The sequence below is a fragment of the Photobacterium ganghwense genome (assembly GCF_003025595.1).
GTDB lineage: Bacteria > Pseudomonadota > Gammaproteobacteria > Enterobacterales > Vibrionaceae > Photobacterium > Photobacterium ganghwense.
Map to the genome: position 1 here is coordinate 722,937 of NZ_PYMI01000003.1, position 24,510 is coordinate 747,446.

The window sequence follows — 24,510 nt, forward strand, 5'->3', positions numbered from 1 at the left end:
CTTACCGACGTGATCAGAAGCTGTAGCGTGCACCCAGTTGGAAGTTCGTTTCTTTCAACACGTCAAAGTCGCGGTGAGCCAGGTTGGCTTCCAGGCTCATGTGCTCAGATACTTTGAAGTTGTTACCCAGACGCAGTTCAGTCATTGATTCATCATAGTTGGCAAAGCGTACTGCAGGCTCTACTGTCCAGTTATTCATTACCTGGTAACGTGCACCCACTTCACCGGTAAAGCCGCTGTCATCGTTGCTGACATTAACTGAGTGGCCAAAATAGTTCACGTCGTAATCAACAGTGATTGTTGACAGACCAGCCAGACCGTACACAGTCAGATCATTGTTAATCGGGAAGTAGTAACCTAGACCCAGCAGGCCCTGAGAAACGGTCAGGTCATCTTTTACCAGTGCTTCACCACGCGTTTCAACAAACACATTACCCGTAAAGTTCCAGCTACCACGCAGATAAAGACCTGTCATGCTGTCTGTAGAATCGTTGAAATTTACAGAAGTGTGGATATCTTCGTTTAACTCACTGTGAGACAGACCACCAGAAATGTAGTTGAAGTTCTGGGTCAGGTTACCATTGTCAGCCTGAGCGGCAAAAGTGGTTGTCAGAAGTGCAGCAAGCGGAAGAAGCATAACCTTTTTCATTTTTTTACCTTATTTTTCTATATTCATTCAATAGTGAACGGTGTTTAATTGATGTTTGCATTTCACCGTTGATGTTGTTGGCAGGATAGTAATCATAAATAAAATAGTGTGCAATAAAATTTTGACCATTGTTTTATTAAGTGGCTAATTTTTGCTCTTATGTATGATTTATGTGGCATATCGAGGTGGTTTCGGAGATAGGAAGTAAATCTCAGACTGCTAATTTTGAAGCGCATTATTAGGGGCTATAGTCTAACTTACTATCGTCTTCGTCTTCGTCTTCGTCTTCGTCTAAGAGTACCTGTTATATGTAAGTTTTCATTACTTGGTCTGAGGTGTGGTTGGAGTATCGCAGATTTTAATGATGAAAAATGGATAAAGCAGTGTATTAATAATATTCATCATAAGCATTGCAAACATTGTGTTCGACTAATTCCCTATAAGAATTTATTGTTTAAAGTGATGCCTTAATGTAATAAATTGAATGAGTTAGATTCATAATTTAAAAATTAGATCTTAACATCGCATTGGCCAAATTTTGAAAATGTGAATAAGCTCATAAGACAGTCATTTAGTGGCTTGTGACTCAATTTTATGCTTTCAATGTTGTTTCTATAGCGATTTAATACCTCCTCATAATTCAGGCTAATAACTTAAAAATAATGCTTTCTGGTATTGGATGAGCAATAAATTAATTAGCTGATACTGATATAAAATAGTTAAAACTCATATAGGATAAAGAAATGTCGATGAAAAAAATGGCTGTTGTAACTGTCTGCACTTTGGCGCTGACGGCGTGTTCTACAATGCAGCCTCCACGTTACTCAACGTCTGTTGATAATATTCAAAAACTTAAAACTTTTGATGGTGCTAAAGCTCGTGTTACAGAGCTTACACAAACGTCGAATTTTAGCGCGAACTGCCGCCTGATGGGGCCTATTGAGCCTGCTGATGGTTTAACCATTCCAGCATTTATCACCAAAGCAATCAATGATGAATTCAAGATGGCAAATATTTATTCAACTGATGGCACCCAAATAACGGGTGAAATCACCAATATTGAATTTTCATCAACATCTGGTCTGACAAATGGGTATTGGGATATTGGAGTGGTATTAAATTCGTCAAACGGTAACTCGATGTCTGTGAGCAATAAATATACGTTCAAAAGTGGTTTTGATGCCATTACTGCTTGTAATGCCACAGCGGATGCCCTGACGCCGGCAGTACAGGATCTCATCAAGACTGCAGTGAATAATCCTGCGTTTTCTGGTTTGATTCAAACAAACTAAGCGTTAGAAATAGTTCGCAATTTTCAGATGACGTTAAAAGGCATATGAGCATTATCATATGCCTTTATTTTTGATCATCAATCGCGATTGATAATATCTGAATACAGAACAGGAAAAGTACAAATGCGTTTGATATTGGCTGTAACCATGATTCTGCTGACTGGGTACGCCACAGAGAGTAAAAAGAATATGAATATATGTTAAACACCGGAGAACCTGCCTCACCAGAGCAGGTCATCGCCGTTAAACACCACTGTCGATATGATGAGAATATCCAGTTAGTGTCTGAGTACATGGGTATGGCGATTTCCGTCGGGCGATATGAATCACAATTTGGTTCGAAGGCGTCAGCGGGCTATATCAACAAAGCAAGTGAGTTAATGACACAAGTCACTCAATGTTTGCATGACAATGGTTTGTCGACCCGAGAGAAACCTGTGCATGGTTAATGGTCGGGATGTAAAAATGTAAAACTGCTTATAAAGCATTGAAAAATAGAAGATCTTATTAAATAGATGTTATTCTGCTTACAGACTTTTGTATTCCCTTTTTATCATCGAAAACAAGGACGATTTATGAGTGAGAAAGTAGTCATTATTACTGGCAGCAGTCGAGGAATTGGGGCGGCAACAGCAAAATTACTGGCGCGAAAAGGTTATTCAGTCTGTGTTAACTATCGTGATAAAGCTGAACATGCAAATGATGTCGTGGAAGAAATTGCTAAGGCCGGTGGTAAGGCGATAGCGGTGCAGGCCAATGTTGCCAATGAGCAGGATGTGATTCGCCTGTTTGATGAGTCAGAGCGGGCGCTGGGGCCGGTGACTCATTTGGTCAACAATGCCGGTATTTTATTCACTCAATCTCGATTAGTCGATATCGATGTTGAACGATTCAATCAGGTAATGACAACGAACGTAACCAGTTGTTTTCTTTGTTGTCGTGAAGCCGTTAAACGGATGCAAAAAGGGCGATTGGTCAGTGGCTCGATCGTGAATGTGTCCTCTGCGGCGTCAAGATTAGGTGCGCCGTTTGAGTACATAGATTACGCCGCGTCGAAAGGGGCGATGGATGCTCTCACCAAAGGATTGTCGCTGGAAGTGGCCAGTGAGGGAATACGGGTTAACAGTGTGCGTCCAGGATGTATTTATACGGAGATGCATGCTGATGGCGGGGAACCGGGACGAGTGGAACGCCTGAGTCCGATGATCCCGATGAAACGTGGAGGTACTCCGGAGGAGGTGGCTGAAGCGATTGCCTGGCTGTTATCCGATGAAGCGTCTTACGTTACGGGCACGTTTATTGACCTTGCTGGTGGCCGGTAACGGGCTGCGGCCAATTTCACTGGCAGGCACGTAACGTGAAAGCATCAAGACAGAGTAAAGTTTAAGCCGTTAGCCGTTAAAAAAGGCCAGGCCGGAGAAGTGGCCTGGCAACATTTCAAAGTGCCCAAAGTAGCAGGGCAAGGAGTTGCGGAGAGAGGATACGCAAACACATTACAAGAGGATAAACGGTGGCATAGGAGAGCGCCGAGGCACCACTGCTGCTGTGCAGGCTGTTTGCAAAAGCCAGTGCCGGTGGATCCGTCATCGAGCCCGCAAGCATGCCGCAAATTGTCAGGTAGTTCAGTCCGCCAAACATTCTGGCAATCACCCCGACAGCCATTAGCGGCAAAAAGGTGATGAGTATGCCGTAGCCCATCCAACTCAGACCATCGCCATTAATGAGCGTGTCGATAAATCCGCCGCCGGATTTCAGCCCGACTACAGCCAGAAACAGCACGATTCCGATTTCACGTAGTGCCAGGTTGGCACTTGGTGGCATGAACCAGTAGAGCTTACCGATGCTGCCAACTCGAGCCAGAATCAGGGCCACAATGAGCGGACCACCTGCCAACCCAAGTTTGATTGCTGCTGGAAAACCTGGCAGATAGAAGGGAATAGAACCCAGTAACACGCCAAGGCCTATGCCAACAAACACGGGTAGCATTTGAACCTGTTGGAGCTTCTGGTGGGCATTCCCGACAATACCGCTAACTGCTTCAATCGCTTCCTGGCGGCCAACCAGATTCAGAATGTCACCAAATTGCAAAGTCGATTGGCTGGTTGGCACCAGTTCGACCCCGGCACGGTTTAACCGGGATACGACCACGTCGTATTTCTCTTTCAAATCCAAGTCGCGGATTTTTTTGCCTAACACAATCTCATTTGTCACAACCAGACGCTGGACACGAAGTTCGGTTCCCCGTGTAGACAACGAGGTATCCACTTCTTCGCCGATGACAAGGCGGGCTTTTTCGAGCGCTTGTTTTTCCCCGACCAGATGGAGCAGATCGTTGACCGCTATGCGCGTATCGGGCTTTGGAATGTGGAGGGATTCATCACGTTTCAGCCGTGAGCAGACAATATCACCTTCAGTTAATGCCGGAACCTCCTGAAGCATCAAACCGTTCAGGTTTGGGTTTTTGACCGCAATGTTCAGAGTATGCAGGCTGGATTTCTTGTGGCCGTTTGTTTCTTCGAACTGATCTGCTTCCTGGTCTATGTTGACTCTGAAGATCAACCGCAGCACCCACATGGTCAGCAGGATTCCGCAGATCCCGAACGGGTAGGCGACGGCATAGCCCATCCCTGTCATATCAAGCATGCTTTCCTGCGCCCCCAGTTCTGTCAGAATCTGCTGTCCAGCCCCCAGTGACGGGGTATTGGTGACAGCACCGGAGAACACGCCGAGTATTACCGGCAATGGGACATCAAAAATAAGATACAAGGCAATGGTGACCAAGCACCCGAGCAGCACAATCAAGGCCGCAAACGCGTTGAGCTTCAGGCCGGAGCTGCGTAACGAAGAAAAAAAGCCGGGTCCTACTTGTATCCCGATGGTATAGACAAACAGGATTAAGCCAAATTCCTGGATGAAGTGCAGGGTGTGGGTGTCCAGTGCTATGTCCCAGGTATCGGTGAAGTGCCCGACCAGAATGCCACCAAACAGCACTCCGCCGATCCCCAGTCCGACCCCGCAGATGCGCAGGTTTCCGAACCATAGCCCCAGCACTGCCACCAGCGCAAGAATGCTGATTGAAAGTGCAATGTCACTCATAAGAGAGCCTCCTGATTTATGAAAATCCTTTTTCACCAATAACAGGACGAGGAAGGGCGGGTGCATACTCTGGATGCACCTTATCTGATAATGTTCAGGCCAGTTGCTCACGGCAGTGTGGGTGTTGTCGTTTGGCTAAATTATCCCTTGCGAAATACGCTCGTCCTGTTGCGGTGGGTTGTACCCGAGAGGAGTAGCTTGGAGCGCCAGGGGTAGGCGGTAAAACTCGGTAAGAACTGATCCCGTTCCGCTAACGGGAGAAGTGGTTAGGGAGTTGTGTCTACGGCTGGTGGAGCCAAAACATTCGTCATACAACATTGAGAACGCAAAGTGTGAGAACGTTATCAATGCAGTATATCTGTATCGGGCTTAACCTGTTGTCTGAAAACCAAAATACCCCTGTGAAAATCAGGTGTTAAGGGGCAAAGAGGAAAACTGTGCACTTGAGCGGTTATTTCCTTCGCATGAAAACAAGATGTTATTGCCTTGTAATTATTGCGGTTATTTTTGTTTGTTATGCCATGACGGGAGGGAGTCGAACTCGCTTATCAGGTTGCGCAGGCTGTCGATGGCCAGAGCCGGAATAATTTCCATACTGCTGTTAGCTCTTAACAGTTGGTTCTGAGAAGGCGACTCACGCTTATCATCATTGCAGGTAAGTTTGTTAGTGTCAGTAATGCGAGTCACTTCATATTAATAACTCAGCTGATGTAAATAGCAGTAAGTATAATTAGCCCATATTTTCATAGGGTTAAATGGAATTACTGGAATGAAGAAGTCTTTGATTTCGCTATTGTCATTGGTTGTATTGACTGCATGCGGTGGAGGTGGCGGCGGCTCCAATAACGATACACCCACGACTGTGGTTCAAGAGCGGTGTGGAAATATACCAGAGATGTCATGCGCACATAACTTAGATGACCTTACGTTAAACGTTTGGTTGGAAGTGGGTGAACAATATAAATTAACAGCTAAGTCAGATTTTGCTCATATGAATGGCGTTGAGGTTTATTTACACGCCCCCGATAAATTGGAAATCCATGCACAGGGGCAGGTTTATAAGCCAACAGTTCATCATAGCCCAGCGACTGCCGATACATATGACGAATTACCTAGCGATGCCAGCAGCTATGAGGTTTATTGGTGGCGAAATGATACGGTTGTTGCGCAGGGGATTGTTGACAGGCTGCCTAAGCTTGTTGATGGGGTATGGGTTTCCTCTGATCAAACGACGGACAACCTTTCCATTCATTGGAACAATAATAGCGACTTTGTTTATGACATCGACGTGAGATATATGACTTGTACGGCTGCAGATGGCAATAGCGAGCTCTTTTTCCCAGCTACCAGTTATTACCAAGAGTTGACCGCACCCTTTGAGATTCCAGCGTTGACGTTATTTGGAAAGCGTATTTCAGAACTCAAGGAGAGTTATAGCAAGTGCGTTGTCGAATTTAACACGTTTGGTAAGGACACAACTATCAAGCCAGTAAACCTTATGGATGAAAAGATATATTTTCACGTGTTAGCTTATCAGACGCATGTCGGAACTGTTTTTGAGCAATAATATTTTCCAAAATGGCATCACCTAAATAAAAAGCTGCCCAAAGGCAGCTTTTTATTATTACGTTTGGCGGTCTGGTTTAACTCAGCCGCACTTGGAATCACCACAGTTCAGGCAGGTCTGGCAACCGTCTTTGACGATGACTGACTTGTTATGGCATTTGTAACACAGGGTTGCGCTTGGCGGAAAATTACCACTTTCCTCTACTTCTTCTGTTTTGCCTTCCAGTTCTGCTTTTTTGGCTTCCAGAAACGCCTGCTGGTGCTCGTCGACTTCTGGTTTGCCCAGCATGCCGATTTCTGTCAGGTGCTGCTCAATCACATTGCCGATTTCAGCAATCAGAGACGGTACGTATTTTCCTTTGTTCCAGTAGCCACCGCGTGGGTCGAAGACTGAGCGCAGCTCTTCCACCAGGAAAGTACAGTCGCCACCTTTACGGAACACTGCTGACATAATACGTGTTAGTGCCACAATCCACTGGAAGTGCTCCAGGCTCTTAGAATTGATGAACACTTCGAACGGGCGGCGAACTTCGTGCTCGGTACCTTCATTGAGAACCACGTCATTGATCGTGATAAACAGTGAGTGCTCTGAAATGTGTTCCGGGGTTTTCAGTTTGTAAGTCGTACCCAACAGCTTCTCAGGACGTTGCATGTCTTCATGCATGTGCTCAACTTCTACTGCAGGCTGAGCTGGGGCAGCGGCTTGTGGCGCTTCCTGCTCCTGGCTCTTTACTTTGAAGGCAACGATTTTACCGTCAATTTTTCTGGTCATTTTCTCTGAACCTGTCTCTTAAAACTTACCGTAGTAGCCTTCTTTCAGGGCATCGTATAGGTTTGCGGCGCTGTGAATCTCGCCATCATATTCGATTTGCTCGTTACCTTTGGCTTCAAAGGTGGTGCCGTCTTCCAGCGTAAACACGTAGGTCGTGTTTTCCAGATCTTTCTCTTTAACCAGAACGCCCTGGAAGACTTCCGGGTTGAAACGGAACGTTGTACAGCCTTTCAGACCTTTATCGTAGGCATCCATGTAGATGTCTTTAAAGTCTTCGAACGGGAAATCGGTCGGGACGTTAGCGGTTTTAGAAATCGAAGAGTCAATCCAGCGCTGCGCCGCTGCCTGCACTTCAACGTGCTGGCTTGGGGTAATGTCATCAGCCGTGATGAAGTAGTCTGGTAATTGGAATTCTTCTTCTGTGGTGTACGGCATGGCTTTTTTGTTGATCAACTGGCGGTAAGCCAGCAGTTCGAAGCTGTACACATCTACGCTTTCTTTCGACTTCTTACCCGGCACGATGACATTACGGGTGTAGTGATGCGCAAAGCTTGGCTCAATGCCGTTACTGGCGTTGTTTGCCAGAGACAGCGAGATAGTACCGGTTGGCGCAATTGAGCTGTGATGGGTAAAGCGTGCACCGTTTTTCGCCAGTTCTTCGACCAGTTGCGGCTCGACTTCAGCGACCTGCTGCATGTAACGGCTGTATTTGGCGTGCAGTACCTTACCTTTGACTTTATCACCGACGTTAATGCCGTCTTTCGCCATTTCAGGGCGCAGACGCATCATCTTAGCGGTGACTTCGAACTCTTCGTCCATTACCGGTGCCGGGCCTTTCTCTTTCGCTAGGCTTAATGCTTCTTTCCAGCCGGTCAGGGCCATTTCCTGCGCGACCTGTTCGGTGAAGGCGACAGAGGCAGCACTGCCGTATTTGTGTTTCAGCATGGTCAGGGTTGAGCCCAGTCCCAGGAAACCCATACCGTGGCGGCGCTTATGGTTGATTTCGTGACGCTGTTTTTCCAGCGGCAGCTGGTTAATTTCAACGACGTTGTCCAGCATGCGGGTAAAAATCGCCACGACACGACGATAAGTATCCCAGTCAAAATGCGCATTATCAGTAAAAGGTTCACGGACAAACTTGGTCAGGTTCACCGAGCCCAGCAGACAGGCGCCGTAAGGTGGCAGCGGCTGTTCACCACATGGATTAGTAGCTCTAATTTCTTCGCAGAACCAGTTGTTGTTCATCTGGTTCACTTTGTCGATCAGGATAAAGCCCGGTTCGGCATAGTCGTAAGTGGAGGTCATGATGACATTCCACAGGTTACGTGCAGGCATGGTGCGGTAAACCTTGCACGCGACACGGCCTTCTTCATCTTCAACCAGATTTTCTTTGGTCGGCCAGTCCGCCCAGACAATATTTTCGTCGTTGTGCAGATCAAGTTTATCCTGCTTGGCCTCTTTCGCGGTGACCGGGAAGATTAACTGCCAGTCCTGATCGTTTTTGACTGCCTGAATGAAGTCTTCGGTGATCAGCAGCGACAAGTTGAACTGACGCAGACGACCGTCTTCACGTTTGGCGCGAATGAAGTCGATGATGTCCGGATGACGAATATCCATGGTGCCCATCTGGGCGCCACGACGACCGCCAGCAGAAGACACGGTGAAACACATCTTGTCATAGATATCCATGAAAGACAGCGGGCCGGACGTATAGGCACCAGCACCCGAGACGAAAGCACCGCGCGGACGCAGGGTAGAGAAGTCGTAGCCAATACCACAACCGGCCTTCAGGGTCAGACCTGCTTCGTGTACTTTGTTCAGAATGTCGTCCATCGAGTCTTCGATGGTACCGGACACGGTGCAGTTAATCGTTGACGTTGCCGGTTTGTGCTCGAATGCACCGGCATTAGAAGTGATACGACCCGCCGGAATCGCACCGTTACGTAACGCCCACAGGAATTCGTTGTACCAGTGTTCCTTGACCTTGTTTTCTTCAAGATCGGCTAACGCACGCGCGACACGTTTGAATGTGTCGTCCAGCGTGACATCGATCGCATCTCCATGCTTTGATTTCAAACGATATTTGCTGTCCCAAATCTCCATTGACGTCGATTGGTACGCAATATCCATTGCCTGAGAGACTGTCGAAGCCGTAGGGGTTTTCGCCATTATGAATGCACCTTAATGTTTGTCGTAGTGTCTTGCCATCCCATCTCAAACCGCATGAACAACCGGTTTAATATGGGATTCACGCAGCAGTGTCGCGGCGTGGACCATTTTGGCAAGCGGCAGATCAAACCACTTACACTGATGATCTTCAAGTCTTGACAGGGTGATAATCAAGCAATGTAACTAAACGTTAAAACAGCAGAATTTATTAGATTAAATCGTTGTATATAACTCGTAAAAATTGTGACGTATTGTAACGACATCAGATGGAAAAATGCGCATCGCAGAGAAATTGCCACAAGTCGTTCACAAGTCGTTGAGAGTATAGGCCATAACGGGACTGAACAGGTGTGCTTGATGTGTTTGCTGTTAGGCCGTTTGTGTACACCCCGGTATGTCTCTGAATGAATGCCGCAGGCAGAATGTCCCCCCGAGTATTGAGGTTTGAAAGATAAGGGGCAGATAAAGGTGAAATAACCGAAAACAAGCATAGATAAACGCAGCAGTGAGAAGAGCAACATCAGTCGAGAAGAGTAACAGCAGGGAAGGAATATCGGCCCAGAGATATGAAAGTCACTGGGCCGTAATGGGACCGCTGGTTATCTGTTTCGGTGAGATCAGAAAACTATCTGAAATGAACCTAACCCGGAGTAACTCTGACGCGAGTTACTGTTTTTCAGACAGGTAGCGAATGGTATTCGCCAGATCTTCCAGGCTTTCATGCTCGCTGTTTTGCACCAGATATTTCCCTTTCACCAGGAATGTTGGCACCGAGGTAATGCCGGCGTTGGCTTCCAGTTGGTTGGCCTGAGTCAGGTGCTGATAGACTTCTTCACGCTGAGACTCTGAAAGCTGAAACGGGCTTTGCAGCTTGTATTTATCGAAAATGGCATTTAACGCAGTCTGGCGTTCATCTTCACTCAACGCGGTGCTGTCTTCCTGAATAAAACGGAACAGATCTTCTTTCAGTTCAGGGCTCGGCTTACCGTCAGTCTGGATGAACGCTGTGTAATACATGTAGGCAGCAACTTGTGCCCCCTGGTTGAACGTGACATGAACTTGTTCAATATTAACGCCAGCCAGTTTCTGAATGTCCGGTAGCATTTTCTCCATGTTTCGGCAGTGACCGCAACCCAGGGAAAACACTTCAACCACGCTGGCGGCATCGGGTGTTGGGGTTTTGACAACGGTGTATTTCACGCCTTCCTGCGGAATGTTCTGCTCACTGCAACCAACCACCGCGATGAATAGGGCGGTCATAAAACCAATGAGAGTAAGGTGCTTTTTCATAGTTTTCCATTAATCAGAAAGAAAATGTAATTATGGCCGATATTAAGCGGTAAAACGCGAAAATATATCAATATTATTGTGAATTTACGGTCAGATTAGCATCCTGTTTGCAGTTTCCGACAGATGCAGTATGATCGCCCGCTTTTATCAGCGCGGAGGATACGATGTTTATCGGTTTTGATTACGGAACGGCAAACTGTTCAGTGGCTGTTATGGAAAACGGTCAGCCGACGCTGCTGCCGTTAGAAGGCGAGAACACCTTTATCCCTTCGACGTTGTGTGCGCCTACTCGGGAAGCGGTAAGCGAGTACCTCTACCGCTTCATGGGTATCAGCCCGGCTGATTCGATTGGTGAGCAGGTGTTGCGTCGCGCGATCAACATGAACCGCGATGAGGACATAGAGGTTGAGAAAGGCGACTTGCTGTTCGGACAGGCGGCGTTGGATCTCTATCTCGCGGATCCGGAAGAAGTGTATTACGTAAAGTCGCCCAAATCATTCCTCGGCGCGAATGGTCTGCAGGATGTTCAGATCAGTTTTTTTGAAGATCTAGTCTGCGCCATGATGGCTAACATCAAATCGCAGGCAGAGCGGAGTTTGTCGGCCAGTATCGACAGCACCATGATCGGCCGTCCGATTAACTTTCAGGGAACCGGTGGCGAGAAAGCCAACCAGCAGGCTGAAACTATTTTGCGTCGGGCGGCTGAGCGTGCCGGATTTAAACACATTGCTTTCCAGTTTGAGCCGGTAGCGGCAGGACTGGAATATGAAAGCACGCTAAACGAAGATAAAACGGTGCTGGTGGTCGATATCGGCGGGGGAACCACGGATTGCTCGATGATCCAGATGGGACCAAGCTGGGCGGGAAAAACTGAACGTCAGTCGAGCCTGTTGGCTCACAGTGGCTTGAGGGTTGGTGGAAACGACCTGGATATTTATCTGGCATTTCGCCAGATTATGCCATTACTGGGCATGGGGAGTCAGACCAAAAAAGGCATCGACATGCCGGTCAGCCAATTCTGGAACCCGATTGCAATCAACAATGTAGTTGCCCAGTCAGACTTTTACGGATCAGCCAACTTCAAGACACTTGATCAGCTGCGCCGTGATGCTGCTGAACCTGAGAAACTGGCCAAACTGATTCGGGTTTATCATGAAACCCTGGGTTATCAGTTGGTGCGCAATGCTGAAGAATGCAAAATTGCATTATCAGAGCAGGCACTGAATCGTATTGATCTCGGGTATCTGTCTGATCAGCTTCATGTGGATGTTTCTCAGCATGAACTGGCAAGCGCGATTGAAGCGCCGAAAGCCCACATCAGCAAGTTGGTGGAAGAGGCAATGGTGCAAAGTGGTGTAACGCCTGATGTGGTATACATGACGGGAGGAACCGCCCGTTCGCCGGTTTTGCGCCAATGTATCGAACAGTTGTTGCCGGGAACGCCGGTTGTCAGTGGCAGTTACTTTGGTTCGGTTACGGCGGGTCTTGCCCGCTGGGCAGAACACTGCTTTCGATGAGTTAAGCAGTTGCTATTGTCCGGTAATTTAACAAGCCGGGCAGGGACAACACTCATCGCCGTGAGATAAAGACAAGCCTGGTTTTCACCAGGCTTGTTGATTTCGGGAAACGGGCTCATTTACGGCTTTTTGGCCCAGGCTGAACACCAGCCATTCACATTAACGGCTTTACCCGGGAACAGGGCACAAGGCCGCCATTCATCTCCCTCGTTACCTTGCAGCAGAGCACAGTTACCGCAGTGTTTTTCACTGTCAGGTGCTTGCTCGACATATTTTAATGCCTTTGCCTGAGGGTCATCGGAGGTCAGGTGCGGGAGGTCTTCTGCACGAGCAGGTTTTACCAGCAGCTGATTACCAATAGTGATCCCTATCAGGCTGCCAAGACTGAGTTTTAGAAAGCCGCGACGGCTTGATGTTCTATTCATGATTGCTTCCTTTGTTTGTATCACGACGTGCTTTAAAACGACGATCTTTTAAACGACATTACTTTTTATTATTGGTCGTTCTCATCCTAGACGAGTTTTGTCAAAGCGGGCGTGTTAACAGTCAAGAAAAATGAATGTGAATTTAACAATTTTGATACATTTTCACGCTAGATTAGGGTTAATAAAGAACGGTTGACGACTGTATAAAGACCGTTCAGTCCATGATCTCGATCATGGGGTTAAACATAAGTCACTGATAATAAATAGATTGATAGGCGGAAAGATTTACACAAACTATCAATTTATTGCTTGAAACATTTTGTTTACAAGTGCATGATCTTGTCGCGATCAGAATTGGCTCACGCAGGGTGAGCGACACGGGTCGTTTCAGAATAAAAGGTGTATGAGTAATGAACTTGTTTTTGATTGATATTGATGGTGCATTGGTGAAATCCGATAGTGTCGATCTGGATTGTTACTCGAAGGCTGTGGAAGATGTTCTGGGGTTCCGGCCTGAATTTGAATCAGATGATGAGTTGGCGCATTACAAAAGCCTGACGGATGCCGGTCGGCTTGATGAATTGATGATGAAATATCAAATCAGAGAGAGCCGGACACTGGTTCATCGTAAAGTTGAAAGTTGTTATCTCGCCCGGCTGAATGCGGCAATGGGCGATAAGCCTCAGGCATTGGTGGTGAGTCCGGGTGCTCAGGATTTTTTGACGAACATTCGTGAGCGCAAAGATACTTATGTTGCGATTGCAACCGGCGCGTGGGAATCAGTGGCGCGTCTGAAGCTTCGTGCTGCCGGGCTGGATATCGCTAACATGACAATGGCTTCATCGTCAGATGCGCTCAACCGAACAGAGATCATGGCATTGGCCGCTTTTCGTTCCAAACAGGACTCCGGGCAGGTATTCAGCCGTCGCGTAGTGTTTGGGCAAGGAACTCAAAGCCGGCATGCCTCTCAGGAGCTGGGCTATGACTTTGTAGAAGTTGGTGGAGGGACTTACAGTCGCAACCACATTCCTAATCTTGCTCACTATCAGGCCGTTTATTCGCAACTGTCACTGCAGTGCGCTTAGTGCATCACGCTTTACGACCACGGTCTGTAACCGTGACATGATTTTGGCTTCACCCACGATGTGAAGAGCCTTCCAGAATCAAGACCTGGCTGGATGTTGAAAGTCCCCCACGAAACAAATCGTTTTATAGTAGCGTTTCTATCGTTTCGTGGGGTTTACATGCAAGCTTGGCGTCCCATTCACTCTTTCGTTATTACACTTCTGTTCTCAACGGGTTTTATCTTCAGCATTAGCGTTAAAGCGGTAGAGGAGCAACTGCCGTATTGTCATCGTTATGCTGACCTCAATTTTCCGGATTATATGGCACTTTGGGACGAAGATGAGCCAGCGCTGACGGCATCCGCCTTTTTTGCCATGCTCAATATGGCAGCGGCCAGTGCTGACAAAACCTTTTTCAGCGAATTACTCAGTCAAATCGCCCGGACTTTTGTTCTACGCCAACAGTTTGATGAAGCAAACTTCTATCTGGATCAGGCAAGCCAGTATCTGGAACATGCACAGCCAAGAGCGAAGGTGTATTACTGGCGTGAGAAAGCACGGTTGATGGCCTATCAAAAAGATACTCAGGCAGCTGCCTGGTTACTGGAGAAAGCCTGGCAAGAAGCGCGGCAACATGGGTACGATCAGGTAGCGATAGAAACTGCGCTGGATTTGAGCGGGGTGGTCTTTACCCGTCTGCCTGAAAAGGAGCGTGCGGAGTGGAAACAACGTGCTCGGCAACTGGCCAAAACGACGGACGATAATCGGGCGAGACGCTGGCTGGCAGTTCATCAAGAGCGATTATCTATTTAGTTCGATGACTGAGCCTATTGGTTGAAATTGTCTCTGAAATGTCCGTCATTATGACAAAAATATGCGGGATTAGGTGGCAAAGTACCACAAAACTATGCTAATCCATTATAAGGGCCCCAAAACAATGTGGAGTAGTATCACATGGATGAGGATAGACAATGGATACTTCATTGGTTTCATGACGTTTGGGCAAATGCAGACGGGGAATGGTTGCAGCAATTGGCGGCTGAGCCGTTTCACTTTCATCTTCCAGGCGGTAAGTCTTACACGTTAAGCCACTCGGAATATCTGAACTTTGTCGCTATCTGGTGCCAGCGCTTCCGTGATGTCGATTTTGTGATCCGTGATGTGATTCAGGAGGGGGACAAAACGGTGGTATTGTATTCCTGCAATGCAACCTACAGCGGTGGCTGGGTGCGCATTCCGGCGAAAAAACAGCAAGTTGAGATGACCGGGATGGTGTACTTCAAAAAGTGTGGTGGACTGATCACTGACTGCTGGCTTGAAGACAGCAGTTTTGACCTGTATCAGCAATTAACCCGTTACCTCGACTAAGTGACAAGTGACAAGTGACTGTACTGCCGGAACGAGTATCGCAAAGGCTACAGATGACTGAGGTTGCTTGCGTGCTGTGAGAGCAGGTCAGACGCGGGTTAAACAATGCCCCAAATAAAAAACGGCACCTTTGGGTGCCGTTTTGGTGCATGCCATAAAAAGAGACATGTAACTAACGAATGTCTTCAGTGCTCCCTTGGGAATTACACTGTTTGCAGCTCAGCGTCGGATTCTGTGCTTGTAGCCGATAACTGCTGAAAGAACTGACGGGTTTCGCTGATGATCACGTCACGCAGTAACAGCAGGCCAATCAGGTTCGGAATGGCCATCAGTCCGTTCACGATATCGGCGATCAGCCAAATCATATCCAGTTTCAGGAAAGCGCCGGAAGCAATCAGAATCAGGAAGAACATTTTGTACGGCAGAATGGCTTTTACCCCAAACAGGTAAGTCACGCAGCGTTCGCCGTAGTAGTTCCAGCCCAGGATGGTGGTGAAGGCAAAGAACATCAGCCCCACAGTGACCATCATCGGGCCAATGAAGCTGGAGTTCATCCCACTCGCGAACGCATAGCTGGTCATCGCCGCACCCGCATAATCGCTCTGCCAGGCATTAGTCACCACCAGTGTCAAACCGGTCATGGTACAAATGATGATGGTGTCAAAGAAGGTACCTGTCATTGAGATCAGGCCCTGCTTAACACACGAATCAGTTTTAGCTGCGGCAGCGGCCATTGGAGCACTGCCCAAACCTGATTCATTGGAAAAGACACCGCGGGCAATACCAGACTGAATCGCCAGCATGATACCGGCACCGACAAAACCACCGGTTGCAGCATGGCCGGTAAAGGCGGAACTGATAACCAGAGCAATTGCATCCGGCAGGGCGCTGTATTGCGACACCAGTACAATCAGACAGGCAACGATATAGAAGATGGCCATAAATGGCACAACTTTGCTGGCCACGCTGGCAATGGATTTCACACCGCCTAACGTTACGGTCGCAACCAACAGTGTCAGCACAACAACGGTAATTTCTTTGGGCACTGCAAACGACAGCTCAGCCGCATCCACAATGGCATTCGCCTGCGGGAAAGTACCAATACCGAAACAGGCCACGCCCAGCGCGAATAGCGCAAACAGCTTCGCCAGCCATTTTTGTCCGGCACCTTTTTCTAGGTAGTACATCGGACCGCCAATCATCTGGCCATTGGCATCAGTCTCGCGGTATTTCACGGCCAGCAGACACTCAGCGTACTTGGTTGCCATACCAAACAGAGCAGCCAGCCACATCCAGAAGAGTGCACCCGGTCCACCCAATTTAATGGCAGTGGCAACACCGACGATGTTCCCCGTACCAATCGTGGCGGAAAGGGCAGTACACAAGGCGGCAAAACTGGATACATCACCCGCTGCTTTGCTGTTTTTATCGCCTTTAAACAGGTAGCGTAGCGCAAGAGGAAGGTGGCGAATCTGGATCAGGCCTAAACGGATTGTTAAATACAAACCGGTACCCACCAGCAACAAAAGCAGGGGAGGTCCCCAAATAAAGTTATCAATAGATTGTAGGAAGTTATAAAGCGGATTCATTCTCTTTACCTTTAAACATCAAAGGAAGAGATAAAGAACAACAGTTTTTCCCTTCGGTAAGGTGACAGAACAATGCGAAAAATCGACTCTGTGCTGCTGATCTTATCTCCTCTGTCCTTTTGCCTGAGAGTTTCACCTTCAGCAGTGTTTGCATCAGGTTTGCTCCTTCGGCGTCCGATTTAACGGATCTCTCCAGAGGCTCCTCCAACAACAGTCCATACCTTGCTACTCGCTCAGGGCGATCAGTAAGGTGCCTGAAAGATTTACAACCAGAGTTCATCGGGACGACAAACGGCATAGTTGCTTACTTCTTCGGCGGGCTTACACGTTTAGTGCTTGCCACTCTCCTGCTGTCTTCATAGGAACACGAAATTTGCGGATTCATACTAATGGATAAAAATGGGATTGTCTTCAAAAAAATACGGCTCAAAAGGGCTTTTTTAGATTGAAATAGAGTCATTGTGTGGTAAGTGACAATCTATCGGCTGTTTTTTGCACAATTCATAGCAGGGTGAGCGTTTCAATCGTGGCTCTCGAACTGGCGGCGTTGTATGGAGAGCAATAAGGCATCTGGTCTCCCGAGGTCATTTCTCAACGCTCTGCTAAGGCGTGTTGAGGGCGGATTGAGTGGATATTGAGGGAGTATTGATGTCATGTCGGGGCGTTAGTGCGAAGGTAATATACCAATGAAAGGTACTGCTCGCGTAAAAAACAAGCTCACAAAAAGTTCAATGTGGGTGACAGTGTCACCTTTTGGGTTTTATCTTATGCTCAACCAGTTGCGCATATGTGTAGCATGAGATGGTCTTAATCTTGCAAATATGTCTTCGTTGCTTGTTTTTCGCGGCGTAGACGAGACCTGGAAGTCAGGAATAATATTTAATAACAACCACTTTCTACTGATGTTTATAGATTATTTTGAAATATAAGTGTCATGTGATTAGAGAAAAATGACATAGAAAAAGAGAGGATTTATCAAGGAAAGCGAAAATAACTGACTGAACTCAGGGCAATAGCAGAACATCCTTCACGCATAGCCTTAAAGATGCAACAACTCTGTCATCTGGCATTATTGGTTTTTTTAGACGTTAATTATCCATAGGTGGTCACTTTTTTGACGGCTATAAAAATATAACAAAGTGACTTTCATCATTTACGACATGGAGAGTTTTGATGCATGCGCAATTGTATGTACACATAGATCAAGAATAAGGTAAATGCTCGTGATATGGGTTAGTTGTAGTCATTACGATAAAGTGGCAGAGGCCAAAGAAAACCTCAAATTGTCACATGACGTGGTTGATGTATCTCCCTTTGAGCTATTGTCGACGATGACCGGCCAGGAGCTGATTTTTCTGGAAGTAATCGACTCGACATCCAACGGCTTTGAGCTGCTTCGATCTGTCAAAAGTCGGTTCCCACAAGCGAAGGTTGTGGTGGTGTATCATTCACTTGATGCTGACCTTGCCCTCAATGTGTTGCGTGCGGGTGGCGAAGATGTACTGGCAGCCAGTGCCAGCAAACAGGAGATAGATGCCTGCTTCAGTCGCTTGCATACGCACAATGTGAAACCTGAACCTGTTCAGGGATTTGAGCAACGGGAACTGTCCATTCGCCCGGCACTGAAAATTATCGAAGAGAACATCAGTGCGCCGTTAAGGGAGGAAGATCTGGCCAATGCTTGTCATTATTCTCCAACCTATTTTTCCCGGTTGTTTCACAGTGTAATGGGAGTCACTCTAAAACAGTACATTATTAAAAAGCGACTGGATCTGGCGTGTGGATTATTAAGTTCAGACCGAGAAAAGATCTCTCAAATAGCACATTCTGCCGGTTTTAAAGATGTTTCATATTTCTCTCGCGTCTTTAAAAAACACATGGGTTGCTCCCCTGGTGAGTTCAGAATGAGAAAGCTTAATCTGAATGCATAATATCAACTGACCTGACATATCCCGATTATTGCTATGGCAGTCCGCAAGTCGGACTGCTTTTTTCTTTCTTATCAGCGCTTCGTTAGAGTATGTCCGGACTTATATCGAAGGGCTGAACCATAATTAAGACATCCTCCCTGTAGAGCAAAAAGTTACCAGACGAAGCGCAAATTACTGCTATCTTTAACTTTATCCTTGGTTGTAATCAGAGGGTGGTATGAGAGTAAGGTCTGTCCGATTGTTAATCAGCGCAATGCTTGTGATGTTTTCATTGGCGTCAGTCTCTGCTTTCGCAGCGTCAAGTCGGCTGACCGAAATCATAGATCGTGGTGTGTTGCGGGTTGGCACAACCGGCGACTGGAACCCGATGACGATGCGTGATCCTGCCACAAATTTCTACCGAGGGTTTGATATCGACATCACCACTGAGCTGGCAAAAGATTTGGGGGTGACGGTTGAATACGTGCCAACTACCTGGAAAACACTGGTTCACGGTGTGGTGACAGAAAAATATGACATGACAGGAAGTGCTTCACTCAATATGCATCGTGCCAGAGTGGCAGGCTATAGTGATACCTACTTTTATCTGGCGTTTGTTCCGGTGATCCAAAAAACCAACACCCCTCGTTTTCGTCAATGGCAAGACTTTAATTCCTCGTCAGTGATCGTGACGTCTCAGGCCGGTACGGTACAGCAAAATATTGTGAAAGATCTGCTGCCCAATGCCAGGCAGCACAGCGTCGATGGTCCTTCTGACATGCATCAGTTTCTGCTGGAAAATAAAACGACCGCCATTATTACCTCTAACATCGAAGCGGCGACATTGGTCAGCCAATATCCACAGCTGGCGATAGCACGTGTGGATGGAATGCGGCGTCCGACACCTATCGCCATGTTATTGCCCCGGGATGATCAGGCGTGGATTAATTTCGTCAACCATTGGATTGAGTTGAAAAAAACACAGGGATTTTTTGACCGGATTGCGCAAAAGTGGGGGCTGGTCAAACTGGATGTGAAATAAGTGCGGCTAACTGTATTCATTGAAATCTGGTTGGCGATTTTACGTGGTTGAGTTTAAAACGCTTGTCGCATCACTCCGTATGAAAGTCATCGCCACGAATTAACGTGGCGATTATTTTTTGAAGGAAGAGCGTTAACAAGCTCAGATCACTGTCTTGTCCTCTTTATCTTTGCTGTACTCCAGCTTTTTGAACTCCCGTTTGCTGAACCATAGTTGCACGAGTTAGCTAGGCGTTATCACTCGTCAGTTCCGACTGGGTAGTGGTGTGCGATAATTCGGTATGGTGTTGATGCCATTTAGCCAACACATAGACGAAAACTAGCTGGCTGATTAATGCGATACCAAGCACTAACGGATTTGCAAACACCCCGGCGACGATGAAACAGGCAAGGGCAATACCACCATTGAGTAATGCGTACGGCAACTGAGTTTTAAAGTGTTCAAACTGATCACACCCGGAGCCGGTCGAGGACAAGATTGTGGTTTCAGAAATCGGCGAGCAATGGTCACCAAATAACCCACCTGACAACACCGCGCCAATGCAGGCAAATAAAGGTGCATCAATCGCCACTGCGGTAGGAATAACCAGAGGCATCATGATAGCGAAGGTGCCCCATGACGATCCGGTCGCGAAAGAGATAATCGCAGACAGCAGGAAGGCAACAGCAGGCACCAGCCAGTACGGAAATCCGGCCTGAGCCTGTTCGGCAATGTAGGCGGCCGCGCCCAGTTCTTTGCCAATGCTGCTTAATGTCCAGGCCAGAATCAGCACGACAGCTACCTGCATCATATTGCTCATGCCTTTCAGGTACACGCTGATACCGTCCTGCCATTTACGCACTCCGTAATACGCCATCAGGATAATCACAGTCATTGCCGCAAAGAAATAGGCACTGGATAGTGCGGCACGAAAAAAAGACCCCGAGACTTTCTGGAAGGGAAACCCCAGAGGAACCAGCATAATGAGCAGTACTGATGCCATGACAATCAGTGGTGCGAACACAAAAGAGGCTTTTGCATTTTTATGCGTAAAGGGTTTCAGGGTTTCCGTACTTGCTCCGGTTTGAATACCGGCTTTGGCATTGGCTTCAGCCACGGCCATCGGGCCGAAATCGAGTTTTTTAATCGCAACCAGAGGAACAATGCCAATAGCCAGAAACGCGTAAAACTGAAAGGGAATAGCCTGAATAAAGGCATCCCAGTCGGTCACTTCCAACTGCAAGGCCGTGAACTCTTTTTGCAGCAGACCCATGATGTAAACCCCCCAACCGATGAAAGGGATCAGAATAGCCACCGGAGAAGCGGTCGAGTCGATAATGAATGCCAGCTTCTGACGAGAAAGAGACAGCTTATCAAACAGCGGACGAAAGACCGGGCCGACAATCAGTGGCGTACCAAGGTCAGAAAAGAAGATGAAAATGCCGCCGAGCCAGGATGAAATCTGTGCCCGGCACTTTGTGCTGACCCAGTGCGTCACTTTCTTGGCAAATGCGTATCCGCCGCCAGATTGTTCCATCAGCGCAACAAATCCCCCGATAAAGACAAGCAGTACAATGACCCCAGCGTTATAGCTGTCAGTGAGTTGAGGCACCAGATGGCCCTTCACCATGACACCGAAGTTATCCAGCAGTGAAAAACCATTCAGCATCACCACGCCACTGAATACACCACCAAACAGGCCAATAACAACGTTTCGTGTACTCAAAGAGAGAGTGAGAGTAATGATGATGGGTATGAGTGAGCTAAATTCTGGTTGCGCCATAAAACCTTCCTGTCTGTCGCGGGCTTGTTCGGGAAAATAAATACATCAATAAAGTGAATATAAATTTAAAAAATCTGAATGTATACCCTGAGTGAGAAATTTTTTAACAAAAAAGTTCCAGGGGACAGCAGATAGCAACCCAAAGACCATAGTGAACAGCATAAAGTCATAAATGATTTGTTTGTTTTTTGTACATCTTGATGTGCTGAGGTATCTGTCTGCCAAGAGAGCGCTAAACGGCTCAAGTGAACAACGATGAAAAAGGCATGAGAGACGAGAGATAAAAAATAGAGAGTGAGATTGTTGGTTATATGCTTGATTTATATTCACTTCCTATGTGATAACAGAATACAAGGGCTGACGAACTACGGTCGAGAATCTGCTAAATAGAAAGTGGATAACTTGAGAAAATTAAGAGACATAGAGAGAAAACGAGGTAAGTAATCATTAAGGGATTTATTTATGATGTCTTTTGCGGTGAAAACGCATCAGGCAACCCGTGTGGTGTCGTGATGTTAGACTCATGGTTGGATGATACGGCATTACTTCAAATTGCCACTCGGCTTGCCCAACCGGTTACAGCTTTTGTCATTGCGGACCATTTTGACGCAGTGAATGGTAGTGTAAAGGCGATGGAGGATGTCGGGATTAATTCAGAAGCAGAGGCAGATTCCGGCGCGTACCTGATTCGTTGGTTTTCACAGACTGGAGAGATCAACTTATGCGGTCATGGCAGCCTGGGAGCGGGAGCCGCGATTGCGGAACATTGGGGGGACAACCTTGCCCAGTTGCGATGTAAATATGGCAACCTGACCGTAGCGAGATTTGATCAACGCTATCAGATTGAGCTACCGGCCTGGCAAGCACAATATGTCGAACTGGCTGAGCTGTCGGTCAATCTGGATGCCTCACCGCAAGAGGTGTTCACAACCAGAGATCTGGTGGTGGTGGTGAACAGCGAAGAAGACGTTGTGAATTTTGTGCCCGACTATTCAAGCCTGGCTGACATTGACCCTTACCACGCATTTATCGTGACGGCACAGGGTGCCCCTGATGAATATGTATTACGCTACTTTGCCCCTAAAATTGGCATACCGGAAGATATCGCAACAGGTTCGGCGCACTGTTCACTGGCCCCATACTGGTTTGACAGGCTTAAAGCAGACACCTTAAATGTTCGCCAGGTATCCAGCGGCGGCGGCGCTTTCCGGGTCAAGAAATCAGGCTCAGAATCTGTTTTATTGTCATCCTTCGTCAAAAAGCGGGCAGAAATCGATCTGTTTTAACGGCGAACGTTTCGTATCGTTTGTGCAGTAGAGACGCCGACACGTTACAAAAACATGACTCAGTAAGGACACAAGAATGATCCACACACCTCGACTATTGCTGCGACAGTTTGAAAGGCCGGATCAACCGATCATGACTGCTTTATTGGGAGATGCAGAGTTTATGGCATATTCGCCGTCGGGTGCGATGACAACAGCACAGGCCGAGTTGCGTTTTGAGCAATTGTTGAATGCCTACACGTTACACGGCACAGGCAAACTGGCGGTGATCGAAAAATCGACAGGCCAATTAATTGGCTACTGTGGACTTGAGGCATTTGAATACCAAGGGGAACCGTGTGTCGAACTGGGGTATCGGCTGGCAAGGTCAGCCAGAGGGAATGGCTACGCCACGGAAGCCTCTCAGGTCGTGCTTGAATCTGCCAAAAAAGCTGGTTATTCCCGCATACTGGCGTTAACCGAACACGATAATGTGCGCTCAAAACACATACTCGCGAGGCTGGGTTTTGTTGCCAGAGAAACCGGAATTTTTGACGGTATGCAGGTTCAGTTTTTTGAAAAACGGTGGTAGCAATCACAGGGCATTACTGATAGTGAGTAAACGCGGTGCAGTTTGATACTGGCGTCTGTTTACTTGTGGGGGCGTATTATTCGGACACCGCTTTTTCGTTCAGTTGTTTATTCATAACAGTTTTGTTGCAGTGAAAAAAGTAAAAACATGAAATCACAAGGAAGAGATTCAGTGAAAATAGGTATTGTCCAAATGCCAATGCAGTGGACGACAGAGGAAAATAGCACAACGATTTGTCAGTACATAGCGCAGCACGAAGATCTAGATTATCTGGTTTTCCCGGAACTGAGCTTGAGTGGTTTCCATCGGAATATTATCGCTCAGTCTGATAAATATACCGTTGATAACGCCATCAATTTAGTTGCTCAGGCGTGCCGAAAGTATCAGGTAAACGCCTTTATCGGTGCACCGGTCACGGTCGAGTCAGCCATATACAACAGTTATCTGGCCATATCCGCAGAAGGAAAATGCCTGACCCGTTGGGACAAAGTTGGATTGACGCCCAGTGAAGCACGCATTTTCTCTGCGGGGACAGCGAGGAATATCATCAAACTGGGTTCATCATACGTCACATCATTTATGTGCCGGGAAGCTGACGATCATGAGTGGTTTATATCTACTGTCGGTCATGCGCCGTTGAACTTTATCCTTTGGCCATCTTACATCTGCCATGGTGACGGCGAAGGGAGCGATGATGGTTCTAGCCAAAGCGGCTATTTTGCTGGCGCTTCATCCATTGCGAGGAACTTACAGAGCGTGGTTATTCAATGCAACTGGCCGTGCTCGGTAAACGATGCGGGTATAAAAGGCATGGGAGGTAGCCGCATCTACGGTTCTGATGGTGAAACTTTATATACCATGCCTCGTGATGAGGTTGCTGTCGGTGTTTTTGACCTCAATGAGAAAACTTTTGCAGTTCGTGTTTAATGGCTTGGCTTTTCATCAATCCAATAATAGCAAGCCGATTCATTCCGCATCTGAAAACGCGATGAGGAAGGCCGGTAAAGGAAGCTTAGCGAAAGAAGCCAAGTTAAAGAAGGTGGTCAGTTCAAGAAGCTCAGTTAAGGCAGGCCCGACAAAAGATTGGGCCACGTTGCAATATAAGTGAAACAAGGTAGAGATACAGTGAAGCCCGGCCCCAA

21 protein-coding genes and 2 riboswitches are annotated in these 24,510 nt (G+C 47.2%); of the genes, 13 read left to right on the forward strand and 8 right to left on the reverse strand.

What is annotated here, in order from left to right:
• Positions 1–13: 13 nt before the first annotated feature.
• Positions 14–649 (reverse strand): outer membrane beta-barrel protein, encoded by a 636-nt coding sequence (locus tag C9I92_RS13660; RefSeq protein ID WP_047885337.1) that lies wholly within the window; start codon positions 647–649, stop codon positions 14–16.
• 749 nt (positions 650–1,398) lie between these two features.
• Between C9I92_RS13660 and C9I92_RS13665 the strand changes: the two genes are divergently transcribed.
• The 3 genes from C9I92_RS13665 (at position 1,399) to C9I92_RS13675 (ending at position 3,263) form a co-directional block, all read left to right on the forward strand.
• Positions 1,399–1,941, forward strand: coding sequence for a hypothetical protein (locus C9I92_RS13665; protein WP_053061822.1), 543 nt, complete (start codon positions 1,399–1,401; stop codon positions 1,939–1,941).
• 197 nt (positions 1,942–2,138) lie between these two features.
• Complete coding sequence (locus tag C9I92_RS13670) at positions 2,139–2,390, forward strand: hypothetical protein (protein WP_047885339.1); 252 nt, start codon at positions 2,139–2,141, stop codon at positions 2,388–2,390.
• A 126-nt stretch (positions 2,391–2,516) separates the two neighbouring features.
• On the forward strand, positions 2,517–3,263 hold the full coding sequence (locus C9I92_RS13675) for a glucose 1-dehydrogenase (RefSeq protein WP_047885340.1): 747 nt from the start codon (positions 2,517–2,519) through the stop codon (positions 3,261–3,263).
• 115 nt (positions 3,264–3,378) lie between these two features.
• Here C9I92_RS13675 and C9I92_RS13680 read toward each other — a convergent pair whose 3' ends face one another.
• On the reverse strand, positions 3,379–5,037 hold the full coding sequence (locus tag C9I92_RS13680; RefSeq protein ID WP_047885341.1) for a putative transporter: 1,659 nt from the start codon (positions 5,035–5,037) through the stop codon (positions 3,379–3,381).
• Positions 5,038–5,806: 769 nt separating this feature from the next.
• On the opposite strand from C9I92_RS13680, the gene C9I92_RS13685 reads away from it, so the two are divergent.
• Entirely contained in the window at positions 5,807–6,604 is a 798-nt protein-coding gene (locus tag C9I92_RS13685) for a hypothetical protein (protein ID WP_047885342.1), read from the forward strand.
• Between the two features lie 81 nt (positions 6,605–6,685).
• Here the strand turns inward: C9I92_RS13685 and C9I92_RS13690 are convergent, their stop codons facing one another.
• The 3 genes from C9I92_RS13690 to C9I92_RS13700 all read right to left on the reverse strand — a co-directional run bounded on the left by C9I92_RS13690 (position 6,686) and on the right by C9I92_RS13700 (position 10,834).
• Positions 6,686–7,375 (reverse strand): TSCPD domain-containing protein, encoded by a 690-nt coding sequence (locus tag C9I92_RS13690; RefSeq protein WP_047885343.1) that lies wholly within the window; start codon positions 7,373–7,375, stop codon positions 6,686–6,688.
• Positions 7,376–7,393: 18 nt separating this feature from the next.
• Positions 7,394–9,544, reverse strand: a complete 2,151-nt coding sequence (locus C9I92_RS13695; protein WP_047885344.1) for an adenosylcobalamin-dependent ribonucleoside-diphosphate reductase — start codon at positions 9,542–9,544, stop codon at positions 7,394–7,396.
• 666 nt (positions 9,545–10,210) lie between these two features.
• Entirely contained in the window at positions 10,211–10,834 is a 624-nt protein-coding gene (locus C9I92_RS13700) for a thiol:disulfide interchange protein DsbA/DsbL (RefSeq protein WP_047885345.1), read from the reverse strand.
• Between the two features lie 164 nt (positions 10,835–10,998).
• On the opposite strand from C9I92_RS13700, the gene yegD reads away from it, so the two are divergent.
• Positions 10,999–12,351 (forward strand): molecular chaperone, encoded by a 1,353-nt coding sequence (gene yegD, locus C9I92_RS13705; protein WP_047885346.1) that lies wholly within the window; start codon positions 10,999–11,001, stop codon positions 12,349–12,351.
• Between the two features lie 119 nt (positions 12,352–12,470).
• Here the strand turns inward: yegD and C9I92_RS13710 are convergent, their stop codons facing one another.
• Positions 12,471–12,776: a high-potential iron-sulfur protein gene (locus C9I92_RS13710; RefSeq protein WP_047885347.1), complete on the reverse strand. Its 306-nt coding sequence runs from the start codon at positions 12,774–12,776 to the stop codon at positions 12,471–12,473.
• Between the two features lie 410 nt (positions 12,777–13,186).
• On the opposite strand from C9I92_RS13710, the gene C9I92_RS13715 reads away from it, so the two are divergent.
• From C9I92_RS13715 to C9I92_RS13725, 3 genes are all read left to right on the forward strand, one after another.
• Complete coding sequence (locus tag C9I92_RS13715) at positions 13,187–13,861, forward strand: HAD family hydrolase (protein ID WP_047885348.1); 675 nt, start codon at positions 13,187–13,189, stop codon at positions 13,859–13,861.
• Between the two features lie 159 nt (positions 13,862–14,020).
• Positions 14,021–14,653 (forward strand): hypothetical protein, encoded by a 633-nt coding sequence (locus C9I92_RS13720; RefSeq protein ID WP_047885349.1) that lies wholly within the window; start codon positions 14,021–14,023, stop codon positions 14,651–14,653.
• A 141-nt stretch (positions 14,654–14,794) separates the two neighbouring features.
• Entirely contained in the window at positions 14,795–15,208 is a 414-nt protein-coding gene (locus tag C9I92_RS13725; protein ID WP_047885350.1) for an ester cyclase, read from the forward strand.
• Between the two features lie 203 nt (positions 15,209–15,411).
• On the opposite strand, the gene C9I92_RS13730 is transcribed toward C9I92_RS13725, so the two are convergent.
• A complete protein-coding gene (locus C9I92_RS13730) occupies positions 15,412–16,797 on the reverse strand; it encodes an alanine/glycine:cation symporter family protein (RefSeq protein ID WP_047885351.1) in 1,386 nt (461 codons plus the stop codon).
• Between the two features lie 101 nt (positions 16,798–16,898).
• Positions 16,899–17,003, reverse strand: a riboswitch (glycine riboswitch).
• A gap of 27 nt (positions 17,004–17,030) precedes the next feature.
• Positions 17,031–17,157, reverse strand: a riboswitch (glycine riboswitch).
• Between the two features lie 857 nt (positions 17,158–18,014).
• Here C9I92_RS13730 and C9I92_RS13735 point away from each other — a divergent pair.
• Both C9I92_RS13735 and C9I92_RS13740 read left to right on the forward strand, forming a co-directional pair.
• The gene (locus tag C9I92_RS13735) at positions 18,015–18,728 is read left to right on the forward strand and encodes a response regulator transcription factor (protein WP_242551861.1); all 714 of its coding nucleotides are present in this window, start codon (positions 18,015–18,017) and stop codon (positions 18,726–18,728) included.
• Between the two features lie 253 nt (positions 18,729–18,981).
• Entirely contained in the window at positions 18,982–19,749 is a 768-nt protein-coding gene (locus C9I92_RS13740) for a transporter substrate-binding domain-containing protein (RefSeq protein ID WP_242551879.1), read from the forward strand.
• Between the two features lie 226 nt (positions 19,750–19,975).
• On the opposite strand, the gene C9I92_RS13745 is transcribed toward C9I92_RS13740, so the two are convergent.
• Entirely contained in the window at positions 19,976–21,511 is a 1,536-nt protein-coding gene (locus C9I92_RS13745; RefSeq protein ID WP_047885354.1) for a Na+/H+ antiporter NhaC family protein, read from the reverse strand.
• 443 nt (positions 21,512–21,954) lie between these two features.
• Here C9I92_RS13745 and C9I92_RS13750 point away from each other — a divergent pair, with 443 nt between their 5' ends.
• From C9I92_RS13750 to C9I92_RS13760, 3 genes are all read left to right on the forward strand, one after another.
• Positions 21,955–22,797 carry a PhzF family phenazine biosynthesis protein gene (locus tag C9I92_RS13750; protein WP_047885355.1) on the forward strand — a complete coding sequence of 281 codons (843 nt, stop codon included), beginning with the start codon at positions 21,955–21,957 and terminating at the stop codon, positions 22,795–22,797.
• A 76-nt stretch (positions 22,798–22,873) separates the two neighbouring features.
• Positions 22,874–23,368 (forward strand): GNAT family N-acetyltransferase, encoded by a 495-nt coding sequence (locus C9I92_RS13755; RefSeq protein ID WP_047885356.1) that lies wholly within the window; start codon positions 22,874–22,876, stop codon positions 23,366–23,368.
• A gap of 147 nt (positions 23,369–23,515) precedes the next feature.
• A complete protein-coding gene (locus tag C9I92_RS13760) occupies positions 23,516–24,295 on the forward strand; it encodes a carbon-nitrogen hydrolase family protein (protein WP_084712558.1) in 780 nt (259 codons plus the stop codon).
• The last annotated feature ends 215 nt before the right edge of the window (positions 24,296–24,510 follow it).